This window comes from Microbulbifer taiwanensis (genome assembly GCF_014904815.1).
GTDB lineage: Bacteria > Pseudomonadota > Gammaproteobacteria > Pseudomonadales > Cellvibrionaceae > Microbulbifer > Microbulbifer taiwanensis.
On the sequence record NZ_JACZFR010000030.1, the window covers coordinates 21,704 to 39,563 of the forward strand.

Here is a 17,860-nt window from a genome sequence, read left to right on the forward strand (position 1 = left end):
CCGTCCATTCGGGAGTACCCACCGGTGAAGCGAAGGCTTCGATGCCCCTGTAGCACCTGCTGGAGCATTTCCGCTGCGTGATCAGGCGCAAGCTGGCTGGTGGCAGGACCCAGCTGCTGCATGAGATTAGGAGTAAAATGCATGGGGAATTTTGAACGCTACCTGACGCTTTGGGTCGGCCTGGCCATAGTTGCCGGGGTGGCACTGGGCAGCCAGTTTCCCGCACTTTTTTCCGCGCTCGCCGGAATGGAAATCGCCCGAGTGAACCTGGTGATGGCCCTGCTGATCTGGGCAATGATTTTCCCAATGATGGTGCAGATCGACTTCTCTGCAGCAAGGCAGGTTCACCGCCGCCCCCAGGGGCTGGCCCTGACCCTAGTGATCAACTGGCTGGTCAAACCCTTTACCATGGCCGCACTGGGCTGCCTGTTCTTCCGCGTCCTTTTCGCCGGCTGGGTGGATCCGCAATCTGCCGGGGAATATATCGCCGGCATGATCCTGCTCGGCGTGGCGCCCTGCACGGCGATGGTTTTTGTATGGAGCCACCTCAGCAAAGGGGATCCCAATTACACGCTGGTGCAGGTTTCCCTGAATGACATAGTGATGATCTTCGCCTTCGCCCCCATCACCGCGCTTTTGCTCGGCGTCAGCGATATCCAGGTGCCCTGGCAGATTCTGCTGCTGTCGGTGTTGCTTTACGTGGTGCTGCCACTGGTGGCAGGCATAGTGACGCGGCACAGGCTGGAGGAGCGCGGCGGCCGTGCGCTGGTGGAAAGCTTCCTGCACAAAATCAAGCACTGGTCGATTCTCGGCCTGCTGTGCACCGTCGTGCTGCTGTTCGGATTCCAGGCGCAGACAATCCTGGGCCAGCCCCAGACAATACTGCTGATCGCAATCCCACTGCTGATACAGACCTACGGCATCTTCGCCATCACCTACCTAGCGGCGCGCCGTCTGCGGTTGCCACACAACGTCGCCGCGCCCGCCGGTATGATCGGCACGTCCAACTTCTTCGAGCTGGCCGTGGCAGTGGCAATTTCCCTTTTCGGTCTGCACTCTGGTGCGGCACTGGCCACTGTGGTGGGTGTGCTGGTGGAGGTCCCGGTGATGCTGTCACTGGTCTACTTCGCCAACCGAACCAGACACTGGTTTGAAAGTGAGGCAAGTGACTTGGTTACCGGAGAACAGAAATGACAATCAAGATAGGCATCAACGGATTCGGTCGTATCGGCCGCCTGGTTCTGCGCGCGGGCTGGGACTGGGAAGAAGTGGAATTTGTACAAATCAACGACCCCGCAGGCGATGCAGCGACACTCGCGCACCTGCTGAATTTCGACTCGGTGCACGGTCGTTGGCAACACAGCGCCGAGGCAGATGGCGAGACCATGCTGATCGGCAACCGGCACCTGGACTGCACCGGCCATAAGTCCATCGCAGACACCGACTGGTCCTCCTGCGACCTGGTCATCGAGGCATCCGGCAAGATGCGCTCGGGCGAACTGCTGCAGGCCTATCTGAACCAGGGCGTCAAACGCGTGGTGGTCACCGCGCCGGTGAAAGAGCCCGATGTTCTCAATATAGTGATGGGCGTCAACCACCAACGATACGAACGGGAAAAGCACCGCATTGTCACCGCAGCCTCCTGCACCACCAACTGCCTGGCGCCGGTGGTCAAGGTGATCCATGAACAGCTGGGTATCAAGCACGGCTCCATGACCACCATCCACGACCTGACCAACACCCAGACGATTCTCGATGCCCCACACAAGGACCTGCGCCGCGCCCGTGCCTGCGGAATGAGCCTGATACCGACGACCACCGGCTCTGCCACCGCCATCACGGCGATATTCCCGGAATTGAGCGGCAAGCTGAACGGACACGCGGTGCGTGTGCCCCTGGCCAATGCATCGCTGACCGATTGTGTCTTCGAAGTGGAGCGCCCTACCAGCGCCGAAGAGGTCAATCGGCTGTTGGAAAGCGCTGCGGAAAACGAACTGAAAGATATTCTCGGTTATGAAGAGCGGCCACTGGTTTCCATCGACTACAAAACAGACCCCCGCTCCAGCATTATCGATGCCCTCTCCACCATGGTGGTCAACGACACCCAGGTCAAACTCTACGCCTGGTACGACAACGAGTGGGGCTACGCCAATCGCACGGCGGAGCTGGCGCGGATGGTGGGCCTGATGGACCAAACTTCCTGAGATCCTGAACGAATCTGCCCGTAGGAGCGGCGCGGCGGCCATCCGCCGCCCCGGCCGTTCCACGCATTCACGGCGCCTACGGCCCTACAAATCTATACCGAAACTGCGATGCAAATGCTTTCATCACTGCCACCCCAGGTGCACCAATACCTGATAGTCACCGGCAACTACTGGGCCTTCACTCTGACCGACGGCGCCCTGCGTATGCTGGTGGTGCTCTACTTCCACGATCTCGGCTACAGCCCGCTGCAGATCGCCATGCTGTTCCTTTTCTACGAGATCTTCGGCGTGGTGACCAACCTGGTCGGCGGCTGGCTGGGCGCGCGCCTGGGGCTCAACCGCACCATGAATATCGGCCTGGCACTGCAGGTCGCCGCCCTTGCCATGCTGCTGTTGCCCAGCGCCCTGCTCACCGTGCCCTGGGTCATGGCCGCGCAGGCGCTTTCCGGTATCGCCAAGGACCTGAACAAGATGAGTGCCAAGAGCGCCATCAAGCTGCTGGTCCCGGCCCAGGCCCAGGGCACCCTGTACCAGTGGGTGGCACTGCTGACCGGGTCGAAGAATGCGCTGAAGGGCATCGGCTTTTTCCTCGGCGGGGCCCTGCTGGCGCTAGTGGGATTCCAGGGCGCAGTGCTGGCGATGGCGATCGTCCTCGCACTGGTGTGGCTGCTGAGTATTGTGCTGCTGAAAAAAGATCTCGGCAAAGCCAGGGCGAAGAGCAGGTTCCGCGACATCTTCTCCAAGAGCCGCGCGATCAATCTGCTCGCCGCGGCGAGGCTCTTCCTGTTCGCCGCTCGGGATGTCTGGTTTGTGGTGGCACTGCCGGTGTTTCTCGCCAGCCAGCTCGGCTGGGATCACTGGAAAGTGGGCGGCTTCCTGGCACTGTGGATCATCGGTTACGGAGTCGTGCAGTCCCTGGCACCCCGCTTTACCGGTGGCAGCGCCGGCAGACCGCCGACGTCAAAGACCGCCTTTCTCTGGGCCGGCGTACTCACCGCGAGTCCGGCACTGATCGCCGTTGCCCTGCACGCGGGGATTCATCCCGTCGCCAGCCTGCTGTGCGGACTGATGCTGTTCGGCTTCCTCTTCGCGGTCAATTCCTCGCTGCACAGCTATCTGATCGTCAGCTATGCGCGCGAGGACGGGGTCTCCATGGATGTGGGCTTCTACTATATGGCCAACGCAATGGGACGGCTTGCCGGCACCATACTGTCCGGTTGGGTTTACCAAGCCTGGGGGCTCGAGGCCTGCCTGTGGATTTCTGCAGTCTTTCTTCTGCTCGCGGCTCTTCTGGCATCACTGATCAGGGAGTAATCACGACCTCGAGATCCTTTCAATCAGCTCGGGCACAGCTTCTGCCTCCAATTCGGTAAAACCCACTTGACGCATTGATGGTCGAGGTATTAAATGGTGTCATGAGCACTGCAACAAAAAGCACCCGCGGCGCCGGCAGGCGGGTACCGGACTACGGCGACGCCGCCTACTGGCGCGGCACCATCAAAATGTCGCTATCCAAGTTCTTTGTGCTTTCAGTACTGCACCAGAAGCCCATGCACGGCTATGAGGTAGTCCAGGCGGTAGAGAAAACCACCCGGGGCTGCTGCAGCCCCTCCGAAGGCACCGTATATCCGATGCTCAATGAATTCGAAGCCGGGGGCTACCTGAGCTGCGAGACCCAGGTAGTGCAGGGGCGGCCACGCAAAGTCTACTCACTCACCGACAAGGGGCGCGACGCCTTTCGGGTGGCAGTGGACGCCTGGCTGGAGGCCACCGAGTGCATTCTCGCCAGCCGGAGGAAGAGCTCCCCGGGCGAATAGAGTGGCGGGCCGATTCAGTCGGTCTTTTTTATCTTCCAATACATCGATGGTCGATGCCTTGGTGATGGAGGCTTTAGTGTTTACAGGTAGTCGCAGCCGAACGCCGGTGATCCTATCCCTGGGCTTGTCGCAAACACTGGCTTGGGGATCGACCTACTACCTGCCGGCGGTATTGGCGGCGCCCATGGCCCGGGACCTGGGACTGTCCGACAGCAGTATTTTCGCCGCCTTTTCAGCGGCGCTGGTGATATCTGCGCTGATGGGCCCCGCAGTGGGACGATCGATCGAACGTCGCGGAGGTCGCGATCTTCTGGCCATCTCCAGCCTGGTATGTGCCGCGGGCCTGATGCTACTCGGTTCGGCTGGCGGCCCGCTGCAGCTGTGGGGCGCCTGGTTGGTGATCGGCATAGGGATGGCGCTCGGACTCTACGAGCCGGCCTTCGCCACCCTGACCAGACTCTATGGTCGAGATGCACGCAGCAGCATCACCGGTATCACCCTGATCGCCGGTTTCGCCAGCACCCTGTGCTGGCCGCTTTCCGCATGGCTGGAGGCGGATATGGACTGGAGGAATGCCTGCTATACATGGGCCGCAGCGCACCTCTTACTGGGATTGCCGCTTAACCGGCTCGGTATACCCTCCACAGACAGAGTCGTCGCCCAACCCGAGAAAACCCGGGTTGCCGGGAAGGAATCCGACGCGGGTATGGCAATGGTGCTGCTCGCGTCGGCTTTCTCGATCGTCTGGTTTATCAGCACCGGAATGGCTGCACACCTGCCTCGACTGCTGCAGGAATCCGGCCTGTCCCCGGCGGCGGCGATTGCCGCAGCCGGTCTGGTGGGACCGGCGCAAGTGGCGGCGCGGCTGTGTGAAGCCGCCCTGCAGCGGTACTGCCACCCCCTGCTCTCCGCACGCTTGGCCACCCTGGCCCACCCCGCCGGCGCATTCGGCGTCATCGCTATGGGAGCACCTGCCGCGAATGTTTTCAGCTTCCTGCACGGCTTTGGCAACGGCATCCTGACCATCGCCAAAGGCACTCTGCCGCTGGCGATCTTCGGTGCGCGGGATTACGGCTTGCGCCTTGGCCTATTGATGGCCCCGGCCCGATTTGCCCAGGCACTGTCCCCGCTGGCATTTGCCTTCCTGATTGAGCGCTTCGCTGACGGTGCGCTTTTCCTTTCCTGCGCCCTGGGGCTGCTTGCCTTTGCGATGCTTTCGCTGCTCAACCACCTGACAACAAGGAACCCCGTATGAGAATTCGTACCCTTCCAGAGCCCGACTACCTGCCGGCACTCGAGCGCGACCTCACGGCCTCACTGCCGGGGAGCATACCCAATCCGTTGGGCCATCCGCCGCGGATACTGCTGCTGTATGGCTCCTTGCGCCAGCGCTCCTATTCGCGCCTGGTCGTGGAGGAGTCCGCGCGCCTATTGCGGTTGTTCGGCGCCGAGCCCCGCATCTATGATCCGGGCGACCTGCCCCTGCCGGATCAGGTCAACGGCGATAACCACCCTGCAGTGCAAGAACTGCGGGAGCTCGCCCTCTGGTCCGAGGGGCAGGTTTGGTGCAGCCCGGAACGGCACGGCCAGATTACCGGAGTGATGAAGACGCAGATCGACCACCTGCCGCTCAACATGGGCGGCATAAGGCCCACCCAAGGGCGGACCCTGGCAGTGATGCAGGTAAGCGGCGGCTCCCAGTCATTCAATGCCGTCAACACCCTGCGGCTGCTGGGCCGTTGGATGCGTATGTTCACCATCCCCAATCAGTCCAGCGTTCCCAAGGCTTTTCAGGAATTTGGCGACGATGGCAGGATGCGACCATCGCCGCTCTACGAGCGGGTCGTGGATGTGATGGAAGAGCTGGTGCGCTTCACCCTGCTGCTTCGACCCCACACCAACGCCCTGACCGACCGCTACTCGGAGCGCAGGGAGGCCGCCAGCCCCGGGATCGACAGCAAAACAGATCTATCCGCAATTGCGGTGCGACAGCAATCCCGCTGAAAGCGGTGAGTTTGCAGGCTGCCGCAGAGTAGCGGTGCGCACAGTGCACCCTGCCCGCTATTGCCCACCGAGCGAGCGATTGAACACGCCGGCCAGTCGCACGCCCGCCTGACGCAGCCGCTGTTCGACAACTTTCCTGTTGCGCTGGTAGTACTTTTCCCCAAGTCTTGCCTCATCGGTATAGGCGTGGCTGTGCACCAGGTGCTGGGACTCGGCCGCCCAATCCGGCGCATCGCTCGCCTGCCAGCTCTGGCGCTGCGGTTCGGAAATGGTTTCCAGCTGTGAGTGGGCGTATTGCCGCCAGTCCCGCACAAAACCCGCCGGCAGGTAGACATCCCAGAGCGCGTGCAGATTTGTCGGGAAGCCAAAGAACTGCACTTTTATGTCGTTACCACCGCGATCACTCGCCAGGCCTGTGTGCAACGGCTGGTGCAGGTCGCCGACAAAGTGGGCAATAAACAGCAGTGCCTGCGCGCGCTCGCTTTCCGTCGCGTGACGGTCGGCGAGTACTCTTTCGTACTGCGCCAACGCCCTCAGGATACAGCCCGCTTTCGGGCAATCCCTGGATTCCACATAGCCATCCCATTGCCGCGACAGACTGATATAGTGCAGCGGCGCGGCCCAGTCATAGTTGCTGTCGCTGCGGATCCGATCCGCCCAGGTGGTCGCCTCGGCCAGGCTGGACTCTCCAGCGCTCTGCAAGAGCTGCTCCACTTCGAGCCTCACTTCCGGCTGTAGATAGCTCCAGGCAATCTCTCCGACTACCCGGTGACCATCGTCTCCCCAACCATAGACTTTTGACACAGACAGAACAGCAAGAAACGCCAAAGATAAGCGAATAATATTTGATAATCTTCCCATCGAATAAATTCCACTAAATATTTACCGACAGATTCTAGTTATTGTTTGTGACAGATTATGCCGCGTCATATTTCTGTTAAAAAATAGAGATATAAACGCAACAACTCCTTCACCTCTACGTCAATTACTCCTGCTAAAAAGCGCACTGGCAAGAACTTATAAAAAAAGTTCCCAGTGCCAATTAAAAAAATCCTTACTGCCAATCCTATTGGCCATTTCGAGACCAGGAGAATTTCATGAAACGCTGCTTGTTCCCGCGCGCACTCTTATCTGCCGCGGTGATCTCGGCGATGGGCACGATGCCCGTGGCCAATGCGCAGGAAACCTCTGCCACCATTCGCGGTATTGTCACCGGCACCGGAGGCCAACCGGTGATCAATGCAAAAGTGATTGCCATCCACACGCCGTCCAACAGCCGCAGCGAGATCCTCAGCGGCGAATCCGGCCGCTTCAACCTCAGCGGCCTGCGAGTGGGCGGCCCCTACCGGATCACCGTGGAATCGGAACAGGGTGAGCAGCAACTGAATGGTGTTTACCTGACCCTGGGCGACCCGCTCTCACTGCCCCTGAGTCTCGATGCATCCGCGCTGGAAGAAGTGAGCGTCGTCGGGCGCATGGAGGACGGCGCCGGCAATGTACTCGGCCCAGCTTCCCACTTTACCCTCGCCGACCTGGAGAATGCCCCCGCCGTCAATCGCGACCTGAAAGACCTGGTGCGCCTGGACCCGCGCGTCTATATCGACGAGTCTCATGCCGACGGCGTGCAGTGCGCCGGCGCCAATCCGCGTTTCAACAGCCTCACCGTCGACGGCGTGCGCATGAACGACAACTTTGGCCTGAACAGCAACGGCTACCCCACCGAGCGCATGCCCTTCTCCTACGACGCCATCGACCAGGTGGCCCTGGAGCTGGCACCCTTCGATGTTCAGTACGGCGGCTTCAGCGCCTGTAATATCAACGCTGTGACCAAATCCGGCAGCAACGAGTGGCACGGTTCCGTCTTCTACGACTACACCGACGACGGCCTGCGCGGCGACCAGCTCGAGGGCGATGAGTTTTTTGTCGAGTCCTTCGACGAGCAGCGCTACAGCACCACCCTGTCCGGCCCGATCATTCAGGACAAACTGTTCTTCTTTACCGCCTACGAGAAACTCGATGGCGTGGATACCTTTTCGCGCGGCCCGGCCGGATCTGGCGCCCCCACCCAAGTCCAGGGCGTCAGCCAGGCCCAGGTGGACGAGATACTGCGCATCGCGCGCGATGTTTACGGCTACGAGCCCGGTGGCCTGCCCACCAGCCTGCCGGTGGAAGACGAAAAGCTGCTGGTAAAAATTGACTGGAATATCACCGACGGCCAGCGCGCCGCCTTCACTTACAACTACAACGACGGCTTCACCATCGCCGAGTCCGACGGCGACAGCAACGAGCTGGAGTTCTCCAACCACTTCTACGAGCGCGGCGCCGAGCTGAACGCCTACGTGGCCCAGCTCTTCTCCGACTGGAGCGATGTCTTCTCTACCGAATTCAAGATCGGCTATTCCGAGCTGGACAATCGCCAGCTGCCCCTGGGCGGCACCGAATTCGGCGAAGTGCAGATCAATACGGCAAACGATCACGACGGCGACGGCAACGCCTCGGAAGCCATCGTCTACCTGGGGGCGGACGACTCCCGCCACGCCAACAAGCTGTCGTACGAAACCTTCACCCTCAAGCTGGCCGGCAACCTGCAGCTGAACGACCACAACCTCTACTTCGGCTACGAGCGCGATACTTTCGACGTGTTCAATATGTTCGTGCAGGAGGCCGAGGGCGAGTACCGCTTCAACAGCATCGCGGATTTTGAAGCCGGCATCGCCGATCGCATTACCTACGAGAGCGCGGCGGGCAGCAACGACCCCACCGACGCCGGTGCGGAGTTCGCCTACACCACCAACTCTCTCTACGCCCAGGACGAGTACCAGTTCGCCAATGTCGACCTCACACTGGTCGCCGGCCTGCGCTACGACTGGTACCAGAGTGATGACCACCCGGTGGAGAACCCCGCAGTTGAAGCCGCATACGGTATCCGCAACACGGAAAACATGGACGGCAAGGACCTGCTGCAACCGCGCCTGGGCCTCAACTGGAATGTGAACGACGCACTGGAAGTACACGGCGGTATCGGCCTCTACTCCGGCGGCAACCCCAATGTGTGGATTTCCAACAACTACTCCAACAACGGCGTGATCCAGCTGGAAGTGCGCGATGAAAGCGGCACGCCCCTGGCGGATATGGACTGGACCGGCAGCGGCCGCCCCATCTACGACATTCCCCAGGATCTCTACGACCAGGTGGCCGGCGGCAGCACCTCCGGCAGCGTCAACCTGATGGACCCGGATTTTGAGATACCCTCCAGCTGGAAGTACGCCCTCGGCGCCAGCTACCTGTTCGAGAATGGCTACCTGGCCAGCGCCGACCTGCTGCACAGCGAATTCCAGGACGCCGCCATCATCCGCGACATCTCCCTGGAACAGGTCGGCACCGCCGCTGCCGACGGCCGCCCCCTCTACGCCGCCAGTAACGGCCGCCGGGAAGACTATATGCTGACCAATGTGGACGGCGACTCCGGCTACTCCACTTCGCTGTCGCTGGGACTCTCCAAGTCCTTCGACTTCGGTCTGGACCTGGCAGTGGGTTACGCCTACACCGAGGCGGAAGACGTCAATCCGATGACCAGCTCCGTGGCCTTCTCCAACTACAGCGGTGTCGCCACCGCCGACGCGCAAGATCCGGGTACCGCCACCTCCAACTACGCGATACCGCACCGCTTCACCCTGAAGCTGGACTACGGGCGCGAGTTCCTCAGTGGCTATGAGACCCGCGTGACCCTGTTCGGCTCAATGAACGAAGGGCGCCCCTACACCTACACCTTCTACAATCCCTATGGTTCCGACTTCGGCGCCTACGCCGACCAGTACCGCCAGTTGCTGTATGTACCCAGCGGCGAAAACGATGCAGGTGTGGTATTCGGGGAGGACTTCGATACCGATGCTTTCTTCGCCTGGGCCGACAAGGAGGATCTGGATCGCGGCGACATCGTCGAGCGCAACGAGCTGACCAGCGACTGGTGGAGCCGCCTGGACCTGCGCATCAACCAGGAGCTGCCGGGCTTCCGCGCCGGCGACCGCGCCAACGCCTACTTCGTCGTGGAAAACCTGGGTAACCTGCTGAATGACGACTGGGGTGTGATGTACGAGACAGGCTTCCCGCTGTCCCAGGCCGCAGTCCAGGTCAGCATGGACGAGCAGAACCGCTATGTGTTCGAGGAGTTCCTCGATCCGGCAGGACAGACCCGTGTCGCCGAACCCTCCTTCTGGAAGGCACGACTGGGTATTCGCTACCAGTTCTGACGAAATGGATGCCGGGTGTAGCCCGGCACCCGTGCCTGCCTGAAGCAATGAAAACTACAGGGCGGATGGCATATCCGCCCTTTATTGTGCCTGGCAGCACCCTTGTAGGAGCAGCCGCCCGCTCGCGGCCGCGATCAGGGTTTCAGGTTGCGACTGGCATCTATCGCGGCCATGGGCCACTCCTGCGGTCACTACCGGACCGGCGGGCGAACTTTATCGCCCACTGCCATTTCGGCTGCCGACTAGCCGGCGTTACCCAACCAGCGCTCCAGGGTTTCACACAGTGCATCCTTGCTCAGGGGCTTGGTCAGGAAATCATCCATACCCGCCGCCAGGCAGCGCCCCTCGAACTGCTCTTCCGTGGTGCTGGTCAGTGCGACGATTGGCAATCGGTCGTCCGGCGTGTTTTCCGCCTCCCAGCGGCGCAAGCTCTCGATAATCTCCGCACTGTGCTCGGTATTCTGCTGGCAATCCACCAGCAACAGGTCATATCCGCCATCCGGCATCTGCTGCAGCGCATCCTCGACTGACGCGGCGACATCCACGCGATAGCCCAGCGCCTGCAGCATCTCCTCGGTCACCCCCTGATGCTGTCGGGATTCCTCAATCAATAGCAGGGAACGCTGTTGGGGTTGATCCACGCCACCACAGACGATACGCCGACTGGCCTTTTTCACCCCGCCAAACAACCGCGCGATCAGGGCATCGTGCAGTTCCTTGCGCGTCACCGGCCGCGCCAGGTACTGCGCCGAGGGCAATACCTGCAGTAAAGGCGTGAAATCGGTCTTGTGGCCCTGACCACCGAGGCAGATCAGCGGATGCTGGTCTCCGTCCAGTTCGGCCTGCTTGAGAATTCTGGACACCTCCTGCAGCAGCCCGGAATCGCCCATGGCCGGTGCCAGTAGTATCAACTGTTTTCTCTCCAGAGCGCCTCGAAGAGCCTGTTCCACCTCCCCGCGCGTATCCGCCATCCATTTGAGGCTGCCCACCTCCATACCGAAAGAGCGCAGTACCTGCGCCAGCCCGGCGACAAACAGTCCCTTCTGATGCACCAACAGCACCTCGAAGTCCTGCAGGCGCCTGTCCGGGGTCAGGTAAACCCGCTGGTTGGGCTCCATGGTGAATTTCACCACCACCTGGTAGCGATTGCCCTCCGGCGTCGAATGCAGCTGCAGATAGCCCCCCATGGCTTCCGCCAGGCCCTTGGCGATCGACAGCCCCAGGCCGGTGGTGACCTGGGTGGTGTCCAGGCGGGCGAAGGCGCCGAACAGCTCGCTCTCATCCGGCAGTATCTCGCCGCGACCATCGTCGTTGAGGCTGATCGTCATCTGCCCCTCGGCACTGGTGATCGGGGTGAAACTCACCTGCCCCCAGAGTTCACCCACCTGGGCAATGACCGTGGCCGAATCCACCAGGTTGCGGATCAACTGCGCCGTCTTGCGATTGTCACCGGTCACCATGACCGGCAGGTTGTCGTCGATCTGGAAATTGAATTCCAGTCGCTGGCGGTGTGCGGCGCGGGCGGCAAATTTGAAGGATTTCTCGATCGTCTTGACCAGGTTGAAGGTTCCCTGGCGCAGGCGTATGTCCTTGCGCGCCACGCGCGTGAAGAGACCCACATTGTCCACCAACTTCAGCTGCTGGCTGCCGGCGGTTTTCGCCAGCCGCACCCACTCGCGCTGTCGCTCCGTCAGGGACTCCGCTTCGAGCAGAGCCAGGGCGCCGAGGGAATCGGACAGCTGGCTGCGAAACTCCTGGCCAATATTGGCGACGAATTCGTTGGTCAGCTCCACTGCCGCCTCCGAATGCTTGCGCGCCGCTGCCAGGCTGCTGGCGCGCTGCTGCAACTCCTGCATGGCGGTGAGGCGATCCCAGTAGTTTTCCGACTCCCGTCGCGCCTGGTGGGCGGTCAACCAGACAAAGGCAAAGGTCAGAGCGCCATAAATGGTGCCGATAATCTCCCCGGACAGCACAGCCTGAACCGCCGCCGGCATCAGCGGCAAAGCAATAAACCAGGTCAGGAATCGGTGATAGGGCGCGAAAACCGAAGTGACACTCGAGCAGAAAATAACCGTGTAGAGCCACAGGAACTGGGTTTCCGGCGCGAATCCCAGCAGCCACACATGGCAGTAGAGGATAAGCCCCCACCAGGCGGCACCGACAGTCGAGGCGAGGAAGTAGCGCTGGCGCCAGCGGTGCGGACCGGTGGAATACAGGTAGCTGAACCGGAACACATAGTAGCCGCGCAGCAGGGTCAGCAACACGAAGCCGATCCCCAGTACCAGCAGCAGCCGAGGCGCCTCGATGCGGAGATCGCCGATTGCGGCGGCGATCAGCAGGGCACAGAGGGACAGCAGCATACCCCGCCGGCTGTATTTTGCGATGCGCGTGTCGGTGGCGCGGCATACGCGGCGGTCTTTTTGGACTTTGATTTCGGGGCGATCAAATATCGGCATGGAGATCTTCCCGGGCAAGCCGGGCTTCCAGTTGCTTTAGCCTAATCCCAGTATCTCGACCAGGACTGTTTTTATTAGAAAGCCGAGCAATCCCAGGCCCAGCGCGATAAAGAGGATCAGGGTCCCGAATCGCCCGGCCTTGGACTCCTTGGCCAGGTTCCAGACGATGAAGACCATGAATAGGATAAGTCCGCCAACTCCCAGCCAGAGGGAGTACTCTTCAAACTGCTCAAAGGACATACGCCGCCCGCCTGAAAATTTGGCGCGCATTGTACAGTGACCCTTGATAAGTGGCGAGTGATGAGTGGTCAGTGTTGAGTGCAAGAAACGGAACCGCCAACTTCCCCGCTAACCACTAATCACTGACCGCTCCCATCAGGCTCCCTGATAGTAGTCGCCATCCTCCCCCGCGCGAGTACCGCAGCGCAGGCGCCGCACTTCACGGTCGCGATAGCGGCTGTCGTGCCAGCAGCGTGGCAACGCCTCGCCGGAGAGGAAACTCAGTTGGGTTTTGTCAAACACCTCCGGATCCTGCATCTCTTCGCCCCAGAGATAGCGGCCGACCACGGTCAGCTCATAGGGATTGGACAGTGTCACAATATCGGCCACCTCTACCAGGTGGTTGGTGGATGTATCTTTAAATAGCATCTTGGCACCCATTTCGTCTCGCTAACCTCAGTATAGGGCTTCTGACGCCATATCCCTGAAAGGCCGCGAGAAAATACCGGGGAACCGTCCACTCTATAAACTTCAAGAAAAACGAACATCAACAGGGAAAAACTGCAACGACCTATCGATAATTTAGAAAAGCCAGACAAAAATTCTATCCAACATTTCGAATTGCGCTTTCCGACTCCTGAAGCGTTGCTATCTGCGCTACCCCTCGAGCGTCAGGCGCGCCGAGACCATCCCCTCCTGGGGCAGGGAGTCCAGATTCACAGTGCGAATGCTGAATTTCTGTTGCATCAGGTTGTTGAGCCAGGGTTGCAGATCCTGGTAGCGCGCCTCCTCGATCCAGAGGCGGATACGCCCGTCGCCCTCCGGCTCGAAGCGCTTGATGGTGATGCGGTGCTGCTCGGCGGCTGCCGTCACCCGTTGCAGCAGGGTGCCCGAGGACTGTGCCGCGGCCACTGGCTCCAGGCGCTCCAGCACCGGGCGCTGGGACTCTATCCATTGCACCAACTGTTGCGACTCATCGGCGCGCAGGCGAGCGCCATCGAAGAAATTCTTGGCCGGCATAAACATGCCATAGACCAGGAAGAGTCCGCCGACAAACAGGATCAGGATGCCCAGGGCGCGCTGGTCGTTGGAGGGCAGCGCCTGCCACTTCTGCTGCCACTGTTCGATTTGTTCTTTCATAAGGTTTTCAACCAGATTCTTTGTGGTGCGCGGTGCGCCCTACCCGCTCCCTCAACGCAACCGTATGCGCCCGGAGACCCCTTTTTCCAGCTCGTTGGCCGCCAGCAGCTCGGCGCGAAACTCGCCCTCTCCCAAGCGGCCAACGAAGGTGTCCAGATCGGCCAGGTTGGGGGCCTGCAACTGCAGCACCATCTCGCCGCGATTGCCGTCGAAGCGCAGGGACTGCAGCTTCAGCGCTCCGCCCTTGTGCTGACCCCAGACCCGGCTCAGCAGCTGCATCTGGCTGCCAAAACTGCCACCGCTGCTGCCGGCCCGCTTCAGGTAGCCCTCTATCTGGCGGCGGATATCGGCCCTGGGCCTGTCCTGGGGAAACAATTCGCTGAAGAGCGCCTGCGCCTCGGCTTCAGTGCCGCTCGCGCGCCACTGGAAGTAGCCGCCGGCGGCGGCGAACAGCAGCAGCTGGGCGATAAAGCAGGCCGCGGCAATCTTGGCCGGCCTGTGCCACCAGTCGCGCTCATCGCTCCCGTCGGCCAGCTGGTATTCGCCGGTCATCAGGTTGGCCAGGCGCGCCGGCTTGCAATGCGTCAACAGTGCCTCCTCCGCCGGCTGCTCGACTCGCTGCAGCCTGTCGCCGAGCAGGGATTCCAGTTCCGCCACGGTCATGGCGTCCTGTTCGCCGGCGCCGAGCAGCTGCAGTTGTTGCTGCATCTCCTCGTCGCCCTCCTCTCCCTCGCCGTCAGCCAGGGACGCCAGCAGTGGTTGCAGGTATTGGCGGCGCAGGGACAGACCGTGGCCGGCGCCCTGCCAGATATGCGCCTGGTCACCATCGAGCCATAGGGCGTTGTCGCCCCCCAGCAGGTCCAGCAACTGGTAGTCCGGTATCGCCGCCATCAGCGGCCACTGCAGCCGTTGCACCTGGCTGTGCAGCGCATCCATCTTTTCCAGCGCTATCGCGTAAACACTGCAGAGATCCCCGCTGCGCGGCTGACAGACAAAGTGCAGATCCTCCACATCCTCGGCCAGCCGCTCCTCGACCATGTAGCCGACCGCATTGCTCTGGCGGCGCGCCGCCTTGGGGATCGCCTCCACACCGCTCCAGACCCAGGTGCCCGGCAGCAGCAGAAGGACTCTCGTGCCCTCATTGAAGCTGAGCTGCATGGCATCGCGAGCATTGCCTATCTCTTCGCAGCCGGGATTGAAGGCCTGCACAAAGGCGTCGTCCAGGGCCGCACGACGCCAGCCACTGTGGCTCCAGCAATGCAACTGCAGCGGTGCATTGACGCCCTCACCCTCACTCAGGCGCAGCAGCATCAGCTGGCGCCCGGGCGTAGTATTGCTTTTGTCGGCACTTAAACTATTGATCGTAACCATATGATTTCATTGACTTACTTATTCTCACCGGTGATATCGTAATCCAGGAGTTCCTGCATCATGGCGCCGGAAAAGGTGCGGCGCTGCCGCTGTACCACTACGGCCTCTCCGCTGGACTCGTCCAACTGCAGAGTGGTCTCCCAGTACTGCCGGTAGCCGCCGTCGGGCCCCAGCTGCACCGCGATTCGAGCCAGGAAATACTGGCTGTGAAACACCAGGCCGCCGGAGTTCCTGACCTGATATTCCGTAAACTGACTCCGGTCGTTGAAGACGCCGTCGGACTCGCGAAAACGCACTATCTCGGCGGCATTGGCCTCGGGATCCATCGCCTCGATCAGCTCCTGCGGGGCGAAATTGATATTGATGGCAGTACCCGTCTCCGGCAGGGCGCACAGGAAGGGACGTAGTTTCTGCCAGTCCTCCGCTTCCATGCCCTCCACCACGGACAGCTCGGAGATATCGCTGATCAGCGTATCCGGTGTTCTGTGGGCCAGCTCCCGCCCCAGGTATCCGTCATCCTCGGTGCCGGGCGCCAGCGGCGTATCGCCGGTATCCACCCAGTCCTGAATCGACTTGGCCAGTTCCGCCTTGCCACTGACATTGCGCACCAGGCGCTCGAAAACCTGTCGCTGCTCGGATTGCTCGCCGTCGGCCGTGGCGAGATTATTCACATTAAAACAAGAGTTTAAGTCCTTGATATTAATGCGAATCTTACCGTTATCCGGATTGAATGCCAGCGCCTTCTGCGCCCAGGCCTCGAGTGAGGAGTCAGCGGACTGGCGATCTTCGCGATCCGCCTCAAAATCCTTCTGCAGCGCCACACGCGCCCAGACTTCGGCACCGGTCACGAATTCCGCCAACTGGGTATTTGCCAGCAGTGCACCGGTACGCGATACGGCGATGCGATTGCGCATGATGGCGTGAGTCACTGCAGCGATGGCGATCACCATCACCAGCAGCACTGTTATCAGGGCGACGCCACGCTGGCGGCCGAGGGCATTAGCCATCGTCGCGGCCCCTGCGATCGTCGCGGTTACCGCTTTCGTCGCGGCTCCCGTTGCCGTTGTCGTCGTTACCGCCGTCGTCGTCCCTGTCCGAACCCCCGTCACCACCGGAGGAGGAACCGCCGCTGCCGCCGGCGGTTTCCGCCACCCGCGGCAGGGAGAAGACGCGCCGCAGCTCGCCGCCGGCGCGGGTCGTCAACACCAGTTCCACCGCCTCCGGCAGGCTGGTATCCACTTCTGCCGTGGAACTGCGCGCCGTAACCGGCGGCCACTGCGACAGCCAGGCCTCGGTATCCGGGTCGTAGTAGCGCAGGTTGAGGCTGTCCACACCCAGCAGCAGCGGCTCCGCTACCGGCTCGGAATCCGGCGCCCGGTCCAGAACCCGCCAGCGACTGCGCAGCAGCAAGGCGCCGCTGTCCTCTTCAAGCCCACTGAGCTCCTCATCCTCGACGAAACCGATGCTGTAGCCCAGCCGCTGTAGCTCCCCGCGCGGCTCGCCGGTCAGGTTGGCCGCGCCGAGTCGGGTAAACTCGAACTCGTCAGTATCGCCGCGCAATGCCGGCTCATAGCCGTTGTAGGCGTTCTTGACCGGACGCGCCGTCAACTGGCGCAGGTCGTCGTCGATGCGGTACATGGCCATGGAAAAGCGGCGCAATTCCTCGGCGCGTATCTCCAGCGCCCGGTCGGTACTGTTGAAGGTATCCAGCAGCGCGTAGGAGCCGATGCTGATGATGGAAACCAGTACCAGCACCACCAGGATCTCGATCAGGGTAAAACCGCGCTGGTTTAATGATGAATGCGGAATGCGGAATGCGGAATGAACTGATCCGACCTCCCGGGCACCATTCCGCATTCCGCATAGACTCGCGCCATCCATGGCGCTCGCCCTGCGGGCGCCTTCGGCGTCCAAATTTGCTCCTGCAAATTTGTCATCATTCATGATTCCGCCCCTCTTCCTTCGCAGCCCAGGCGTCGAGGGTAAGGGTCGGGTGCTCCGCGTCGGGGCGGGCTACCTGGATGGTGATATGGCGCATGCGCTCCTCGCGGGTATTCTCCACGCGGGCAGTCACCTGCCACTCACGCTCGCCCAACGGCACCCGCTCGGACTTTTCACCCAGCGGTGGCCAGGGGTTGCGCAGCCGCACCTCGGCCAGCACCTGTTGCGCCACCAGGTTGGCGGCCAGGCGCTCTTCCATCGCCGCCTGCTGGCGCACGCTGTCCTGCATCGTCTTCAGCACACTGGCGGCGACAACGCCGAAGATCACCAGCGCCACCATGACTTCCACCAGCGTAAAGCCGGCTTGCTTTAATGCGGAAGGCGGAATGCGGAATGCGGAATGATCCGCCCCGACTTCCGGAGCATTGTTTGCCGGCCTGCGAAAACTGCAGCGCCCG

The 17,860-nt window shown here is 61.4% G+C and carries 16 protein-coding genes; 7 read left to right on the forward strand and 9 right to left on the reverse strand.

Going from position 1 to position 17,860, the window contains the following annotated elements:
• Positions 1-141 precede the first annotated feature (141 nt).
• The 6 genes from arsB to arsH all read left to right on the forward strand — a co-directional run bounded on the left by arsB (position 142) and on the right by arsH (position 6,025).
• Positions 142-1,194, forward strand: coding sequence for an ACR3 family arsenite efflux transporter (gene arsB, locus IG627_RS11850; RefSeq protein WP_193192581.1), 1,053 nt, complete (start codon positions 142-144; stop codon positions 1,192-1,194).
• Positions 1,191-2,204 carry an ArsJ-associated glyceraldehyde-3-phosphate dehydrogenase gene (locus tag IG627_RS11855; RefSeq protein ID WP_193192582.1) on the forward strand — a complete coding sequence of 338 codons (1,014 nt, stop codon included), beginning with the start codon at positions 1,191-1,193 and terminating at the stop codon, positions 2,202-2,204. Before arsB ends, IG627_RS11855 begins: the two co-directional genes overlap by 4 nt.
• Positions 2,205-2,312: 108 nt before the next feature.
• Complete coding sequence (gene arsJ, locus IG627_RS11860) at positions 2,313-3,518, forward strand: organoarsenical effux MFS transporter ArsJ (RefSeq protein ID WP_193192583.1); 1,206 nt, start codon at positions 2,313-2,315, stop codon at positions 3,516-3,518.
• 101 nt (positions 3,519-3,619) lie between these two features.
• Positions 3,620-4,021: a PadR family transcriptional regulator gene (locus tag IG627_RS11865; protein WP_226865005.1), complete on the forward strand. Its 402-nt coding sequence runs from the start codon at positions 3,620-3,622 to the stop codon at positions 4,019-4,021.
• A 76-nt stretch (positions 4,022-4,097) separates the two neighbouring features.
• A complete protein-coding gene (locus IG627_RS11870; RefSeq protein WP_319024559.1) occupies positions 4,098-5,276 on the forward strand; it encodes an MFS transporter in 1,179 nt (392 codons plus the stop codon).
• Complete coding sequence (arsH, locus tag IG627_RS11875) at positions 5,273-6,025, forward strand: arsenical resistance protein ArsH (protein WP_193192584.1); 753 nt, start codon at positions 5,273-5,275, stop codon at positions 6,023-6,025. The genes IG627_RS11870 and arsH overlap by 4 nt, the downstream gene beginning before the upstream one ends.
• Positions 6,026-6,082: 57 nt before the next feature.
• Here the strand turns inward: arsH and IG627_RS11880 are convergent, their stop codons facing one another.
• The gene (locus tag IG627_RS11880; RefSeq protein ID WP_193192585.1) at positions 6,083-6,829 is read right to left on the reverse strand and encodes a S1/P1 nuclease; all 747 of its coding nucleotides are present in this window, start codon (positions 6,827-6,829) and stop codon (positions 6,083-6,085) included.
• A 293-nt stretch (positions 6,830-7,122) separates the two neighbouring features.
• On the opposite strand from IG627_RS11880, the gene IG627_RS11885 reads away from it, so the two are divergent.
• Positions 7,123-10,275 (forward strand): TonB-dependent receptor, encoded by a 3,153-nt coding sequence (locus IG627_RS11885; RefSeq protein ID WP_193192586.1) that lies wholly within the window; start codon positions 7,123-7,125, stop codon positions 10,273-10,275.
• A gap of 242 nt (positions 10,276-10,517) precedes the next feature.
• On the opposite strand, the gene IG627_RS11890 is transcribed toward IG627_RS11885, so the two are convergent.
• From IG627_RS11890 to gspI, 8 genes are all read right to left on the reverse strand, one after another.
• Positions 10,518-12,731, reverse strand: coding sequence for a response regulator (locus IG627_RS11890; RefSeq protein ID WP_193192587.1), 2,214 nt, complete (start codon positions 12,729-12,731; stop codon positions 10,518-10,520).
• Between the two features lie 36 nt (positions 12,732-12,767).
• Positions 12,768-12,971, reverse strand: a complete 204-nt coding sequence (locus IG627_RS11895) for a DUF2788 domain-containing protein (RefSeq protein ID WP_193192629.1) — start codon at positions 12,969-12,971, stop codon at positions 12,768-12,770.
• Positions 12,972-13,106: 135 nt separating this feature from the next.
• Positions 13,107-13,379, reverse strand: coding sequence for an acetyltransferase (locus tag IG627_RS11900; RefSeq protein ID WP_193192588.1), 273 nt, complete (start codon positions 13,377-13,379; stop codon positions 13,107-13,109).
• 228 nt (positions 13,380-13,607) lie between these two features.
• Entirely contained in the window at positions 13,608-14,090 is a 483-nt protein-coding gene (gspM, locus tag IG627_RS11905; protein WP_193192589.1) for a type II secretion system protein GspM, read from the reverse strand.
• A gap of 51 nt (positions 14,091-14,141) precedes the next feature.
• Positions 14,142-15,461 (reverse strand): type II secretion system protein GspL, encoded by a 1,320-nt coding sequence (gene gspL / locus IG627_RS11910; RefSeq protein ID WP_193192590.1) that lies wholly within the window; start codon positions 15,459-15,461, stop codon positions 14,142-14,144.
• Between the two features lie 14 nt (positions 15,462-15,475).
• A complete protein-coding gene (gspK, locus tag IG627_RS11915; protein WP_193192591.1) occupies positions 15,476-16,468 on the reverse strand; it encodes a type II secretion system minor pseudopilin GspK in 993 nt (330 codons plus the stop codon).
• On the reverse strand, positions 16,461-17,318 hold the full coding sequence (gspJ, locus tag IG627_RS11920) for a type II secretion system minor pseudopilin GspJ (protein ID WP_193192592.1): 858 nt from the start codon (positions 17,316-17,318) through the stop codon (positions 16,461-16,463). Before gspJ ends, gspK begins: the two co-directional genes overlap by 8 nt.
• A 79-nt stretch (positions 17,319-17,397) precedes the next feature.
• Entirely contained in the window at positions 17,398-17,790 is a 393-nt protein-coding gene (gene gspI, locus IG627_RS11925) for a type II secretion system minor pseudopilin GspI (RefSeq protein ID WP_377519008.1), read from the reverse strand.
• Between the last annotated feature and the right edge of the window lie 70 nt (positions 17,791-17,860).